This is a genomic window from Microcoleus pseudofavosus SVA1_A4, assembly GCF_036700565.1.
In the GTDB taxonomy this organism is placed as follows: domain Bacteria; phylum Cyanobacteriota; class Cyanobacteriia; order Cyanobacteriales; family Microcoleaceae; genus Microcoleus.
Map to the genome: position 1 here is coordinate 85894 of NZ_JAUBPE010000021.1, position 6102 is coordinate 91995.

At 47.5% G+C, this 6102-nt stretch carries 3 protein-coding genes; all 3 read left to right on the forward strand.

Annotated elements, in window-relative coordinates; all coding sequences use genetic code 11:
• Positions 1 to 53 precede the first annotated feature (53 nt).
• On the forward strand, positions 54 to 1301 hold the full coding sequence (locus tag QUA02_RS11650; RefSeq protein ID WP_333027763.1) for an ATP-binding protein: 1248 nt from the start codon (positions 54 to 56) through the stop codon (positions 1299 to 1301).
• Positions 1302 to 1619: 318 nt separating this feature from the next.
• Positions 1620 to 4865, forward strand: a complete 3246-nt coding sequence (gyrB, locus tag QUA02_RS11655; RefSeq protein ID WP_333027766.1) for a DNA topoisomerase (ATP-hydrolyzing) subunit B — start codon at positions 1620 to 1622, stop codon at positions 4863 to 4865.
• Between the two features lie 284 nt (positions 4866 to 5149).
• On the forward strand, positions 5150 to 5866 hold the full coding sequence (locus tag QUA02_RS11660; RefSeq protein ID WP_333027769.1) for a biliverdin-producing heme oxygenase: 717 nt from the start codon (positions 5150 to 5152) through the stop codon (positions 5864 to 5866).
• Positions 5867 to 6102: the final 236 nt, after the last annotated feature.

Consider the following 6102-nt stretch of genomic DNA (forward strand, 5'->3'; position numbering starts at 1 on the left):
TCTCATTTTAAAAGCTTTTGGGGCTTTAGCCTCATTATTGGAGCTATTGTTGTATGACGGGCAGCTACAGCGCCGACCAAATTCAAGTTCTCGAAGGTCTCGAAGCAGTCCGCAAACGACCGGGGATGTACGTCGGCAACACCGGCCCGCGAGGACTGCACCATCTAGTTTACGAGGTTGCGGACAATTCGATTAATGAAGCGCTGGCCGGTTACTGCACTCGCATCGAAGTTGACCTCAACGCTGACGGTTCCGTTACCGTGAAAGATAACGGCCGGGGAATTCCCACCAAGATTAATTCCAAAACTGGCAAATCGTTTTTGGAAGAAGTTTTAACGGTTCTTTGTGCGGGTTACAGGGCTGGCGACAGCTACAAGGTTGCTGGAGGTATCCACGGAGTTGGGATAGTAGTTGTCAATGCTTTGTCTCAATGGTTGCAGGTAACTGTTTGGCGCGAGGAGCAAATTTACAGCCAGCGTTTTGAGAAAGGCATCGCTGTTACGCAACTAACAGCTAAAACCAGCCCTGAAAACCGCACGGGTACGTCAATTTCTTTCAAGCCAGATGTGGAGATTTTTAAGAATGGCATTGAGTTCGATCGCGCTACTCTTGCCGGTCGCCTGCGGCAGCTTGCTTATCTCAACCCCGGTTTGACAATTATTTTCACTGACAACCGCTTGGAAATGCTTGGCAGTAGTTCTCCCTCAATTGAAACTTATTGTTACCCCGACGGCATCCGGGAATATGTCGCCTACCTGAACTCTGATGTCGAACCGCTGCACGAAGATATTATTTACATTCAGGGCGATCGCGACGACGTACAAGTAGAAATAGCCTGTCAGTGGCACCTTCTGAATCAAGATAATTCCTACAGCCGACTGTTTGGTTTTACTAACTGCGTTCGGAATATCGATGGTGGCACTTACATTAACACCTTTCAATTGGCAGTGAGGCGGGTGGTAAGTGCGATCGGCCACCAACTGGGCAAACTCAAAAATACAGACCCAGTTTTAATGGGGAATGAGGTTTTAAAGTGTGGCTTCACCGCCGTCATTGCCGTTAAATTACCGAATCCCGAGTTTGAAGGCCCGACGAAAAGTCGGCTGGTTAACCCGGAAGTACAAGAAATCGTTAAATCTTTGGTAGAAAAAGAGTTGATGGAATATTTGACAGCCCGCCCGGAAGTTGCAGGGGCGATCGTCCGACAGGCGATCGAGGCCCGCGACGCAGAAGCAGAAGCACTCAAAGCGCGGGCATTGCGCCGAAAGCAAGAATTACTGGAATACAATAACTCGCAGTAAACTGCCACGGGCGATCGCGCCGCAGTCTCAAATCTCGTTTAAAATCTAACATCGGGCGATCGCGCCACAGCTCAAAATATCAAATCTCCAATCCAAAATCTCAAATCTCAAATCCAAAATCTCAAATCATTCGCCTAGCAGCCCTCCAAGCAAATGTCAATAGCTCCTCAAGGAAAACTGCGTGGGGTGCATACCTCAAAAAATTTCGCTTCAGAATGCCCTAACATCGCCATTAACCGATTCGTGCTATAATTTTAGGAGTTTTCCTATTTTATAAGCTTTCGGGGCTTTAGGCCTCATTATTGGAGCTATTTTTGTATGACCAGCAGCTACAGCGCCGACCAAATTCAAGTTCTCGAAGGTCTCGAAGCAGTCCGCAAACGACCGGGGATGTACATCGGTACCACCGGCCCGCGAGGACTCCACCATCTAGTTTACGAGGTTGTGGACAATTCTATCGATGAGGCGCTGGCTGGCCACTGCACCCACATCGAGGTTGACATCAACGCCAACGGTTCCGTCACCGTGACCGACGACGGACGGGGCATTCCGACCGGCATCGTTGCCAAGACTGGCAAATCGGGAATAGAAACAGTAATGACTGTACTCCACGCCGGCGGTAAATTTGGCGGTGGTGGCTACAAGGTTTCTGGAGGATTGCACGGTGTAGGTATTTCGGTTGTTAACGCGCTGTCGGAATGGGTAGAAGTGACAGTTTGGCGCGACCAAAAAGAACATTTACAGCGCTACGAAAGAGGCAATCCTGTCACCGAACTTAATGCCAAGCCCAACAAAGGCAATCGCACCGGCACTTCAGTTTCTTTCTTGCCAGATACTCAAATATTTAGCACTGGCATTGAATTTGATTACACTATACTCGCCGGGCGCTTGCGAGAATTGGGTTACTTGAATGCGGGCGTGAGAATTACGTTTAGCGACCACCGTTTGGAACTGCTCAAAAGTAGCGAACCTCGCATCGAAACATACTGTTACGAGGGCGGAATCAAGGAATACATCGCCTACATGAACCGCGACAAGCAGCCTCTGCACGAAGAAGTGATTTACGTGCAAGGCGAACGCAATAACGTACAAATAGAAGTGGCTTTGCAGTGGTGCGTTGATGCTTTTAGCGATAATGTTCTCGGTTTTGCTAACAACATTCGGACGATCGACGGTGGGACGCACTTAGAAGGTTTGAAGGCTGTTTTGACGCGGACGATGAATTCGATCGCCCGCAAGCGCAATAAAATTAAAGAACACGAACCCAACCTCGCCGGCGAAAACGTTCGCGAAGGTTTGACAGCAGTGATTTCTGTCAAAGTCCCAGACCCGGAATTTGAAGGCCAAACTAAAACCAAGCTAGGAAATACAGAAGTTCGGGGAATTGTCGATTCCTTGGTAGGCGAAGTATTGACAGAATATTTGGAGTTTCGCCCCCAAGTAGCCGACGCTATTTTGGAAAAAGCAATTCAGGCATTTAAAGCCGCTGAAGCCGCCCGCCGCGCCCGCGATTTAGTGCGCCGCAAATCAGTCCTAGAATCGTCTCCTTTGCCTGGAAAATTAGCGGACTGTAGTTCCAGAGACCCCGCCCTGTCTGAGATATACCTGGTGGAGGGGGATAGTGCTGGGGGCTGTTTTTATTCTTTTCAGGAAATATTATTAGCTGACGGTACGACAAAAACTATCAAACAGATAGTTGACGAACAAGCAGAAGGCAAAGAACACTTTTGCTACACCATTCGCGAGAGTGGAAACATCGGGTTTGAGCGAATAACTAATGCTCGGATGACTAAAGCAAATGCTGAAGTTGTCAAACTGACATTAGACAATGGGGAGACAATAACTTGCACTCCCGACCATCCATTCATGTTGCGGGATGGCACTTACAAAGCAGCAGCCATGCTGACACCGTTCGATTCATTAATGCCGTTCCACAGCAAGTTGTCGGAAAAAACCAAACAGGGTCAGGGACTTAACGGTTACGAAATGGTTTGGAATCCCAACAGTGACAAGTGGATTTACACCCATCTTTTATCGGATTTTTACAACCTAAAACACGGGGTTTATCTAGCATCTGAGGGCAATCACCGCCACCACGTTGATTTCAACAAACTCAACAACAATCCGACAAATATTCAGCGATTGCCTGCTGAGGATCACTTGGCTCTTCACCGCGCGAACCTTGAGAAAACCTTGCACAGGCCGGATGTCATTGAAAAGAGCCGTCAAGCTCACATGACCGATGAATTTCGGGCGATGATGAAAGAGCGGATGCGGCAGCCCCAAACGCGACAAATTCTCTCGGAACAGGCGAAAGCTCAGTGGGAAGATGAAGAGTATAAAGCTTACATGACGAGCAAGTGGCGGGAGTTTTACGATACTGATGAAACTTATCGCCAGCAAAATAATGAACTGCTGAACCAAGCGCAGCAAGAGTATTGGAGTTGCGAAGAAAACCGTTTGGCTCAGTCGGAACGGGTGATCGATCATTTTGCTAACAATCCTGAAGCGCGGGAGACTAATTCTCAACTTGCTAAAGAACAGTGGCAAGATGAGAATTTGTTGGACTGGCGGCGCGAAAAAACTAAGGAACAGTGGACGACGGAGTTTCGGCTCAAACGCAAAGCGACTTTGAAGGAAACTTATTACCGCAAGACGCTGGAAGCTTTGAAGACAGTCCACCTGAAAGAAGGTTGGATGGATGTAGATGCTTACAATCTTTATCGCCGCGTGAAGGGTGATAAGACTTTGTTGAAGTTTGAGACGTTTTGCGATCGCTACTTTAGTGGTGATGCCGTATATGCTCGCCAAGCGATTCGGAATTACAACCACCGCGTTGTGTCGATCGAACATTTGGAGGAGCGGTACGATGTCTACGACATCGAAGTGCCCAACAGTCACAACTTTGCATTAGGGGCGGGAATTTTTGTCCATAACAGTGCCAAACAAGGGCGCGATCGCCAATTCCAAGCAATCCTGCCTCTGCGCGGTAAAATTCTCAACATTGAGAAAACCGACGACGCCAAAATCTACAAGAATAACGAAATTCAGTCGTTAATTACAGCCCTGGGTTTGGGCATCAAAGGCGAAGAATTCGATCCGGGGCAATTGCGGTATCACCACATCGTAATTATGACTGACGCTGACGTAGATGGTGCCCACATCCGCACGCTGTTGCTGACTTTCTTCTACCGCTATCAGCGCGCACTTGTGGACCAAGGTTACATCTACATTGCGTGTCCTCCTTTGTATAAAGTAGAACGGGGACGCAATCACTACTACTGTTACAGCGAACGCGAAAGGAACAATCTGATCCGCAATGAATTTCCGGCGAATGCTAACTACACTGTCCAGCGGTTCAAAGGTTTGGGCGAAATGATGCCGACGCAGTTGTGGGATACCACGATGAACCCGGAAACTCGGACGCTGAAACGGGTGGAAATTGAAGACGCAGCAGAGGCCGATCGCATCTTTACGATCTTAATGGGCGATCGTGTCGCCCCCCGCCGCGAATTCATCGAAACCTACGGCCCCAAACTCAACCTCCTCGACTTGGACATCTAAGTTAGTTGACAGTTGACGGTTAACAGTTGTTTGCTGGCAAGGATGAGTCATGAGTCATTAGTCATTAGTCATTAGTTAGTGGCTGATGACTACTGCCAACTGCCAACTGACTACTGCCAACTGCCAACTGCCAACTGACTACTGCCAACTGCCAACTGCCAACTTTTGTTATAAAAATTAATACAATCTCTCATCAAATCGATCTAAGGTAAATGCTTAGGTAATTTTTAGATTTTTGGCGCATCCATCAGCTACCACAAAAATAGAAGGTTGGACAATATAGCATGAGCATCAATTTAGCGACCAAATTGCGTGAGGGAACGAAAAAGTCCCACACAATGGCAGAAAACGTCGGTTTTGTCAAGTGTTTTTTAAAAGGCGTTGTAGAAAAAACTTCTTACCGGAAGTTAGTAGGAAACCTCTACTTTGTCTACTCGGCAATGGAAGAGGAAATGGAACGCCAAAAGCAGCATCCGGTTGTTTCAAAAATTTACTTTTCTGAGTTGAATCGCAAACAAAGCTTAGAGCAAGATTTATTTTACTACTACGGTGCGAATTGGCGCGAACAAGTAGCCCCGTCAGCGGCAGCTAAAGCTTATGTGCAGCGCATTCGCGAAATCTCGGCGACCGCACCGGAACTGTTAGTAGCTCACTCTTACACTCGCTACCTTGGCGATTTATCCGGCGGACAAATCCTGAAGGGAATTGCCCAGCGCGGGATGAATCTTACCGAGGGAGAAGGCACTGCTTTCTATGAATTCCAGGATATTCCTGATGAAAAAGAATTCAAAGCTAACTACCGTCAAGCAATGAACGAACTGCCGATTGACGAAGCAACAGCAGAGCGAATTGTTGATGAAGCTAATGCAGCTTTTGGCATGAACATGAAGATGTTCATGGAGTTAGAAGGCAATTTGATTAAAGCTGTCGGTCAGATGCTTTTCAATACCCTGACGCGGAAGCGCGGCGGCGCCAGTACCGAATTGGCTACTGCTGATTGAGTTAAAGCTCACTGGGGATAATTTGAGCCTCGTTTAAGAGGAAAAACTTAAATCCTGGGGGTTTGATGGCTGCTTTTACAGTCACCAAAGCTCCGGGATTTTGCATGGTGCGCGATCGACTTTTTAACTCATATCAAATCCGGTAGCATCGGAATTATGTAGGGCTTGCTGAATCAGTGAGAAAAGTAAACAGTGTATGGGTTTTCCGACCAAAAAAGTAGTAAGGGTGCAAGAAA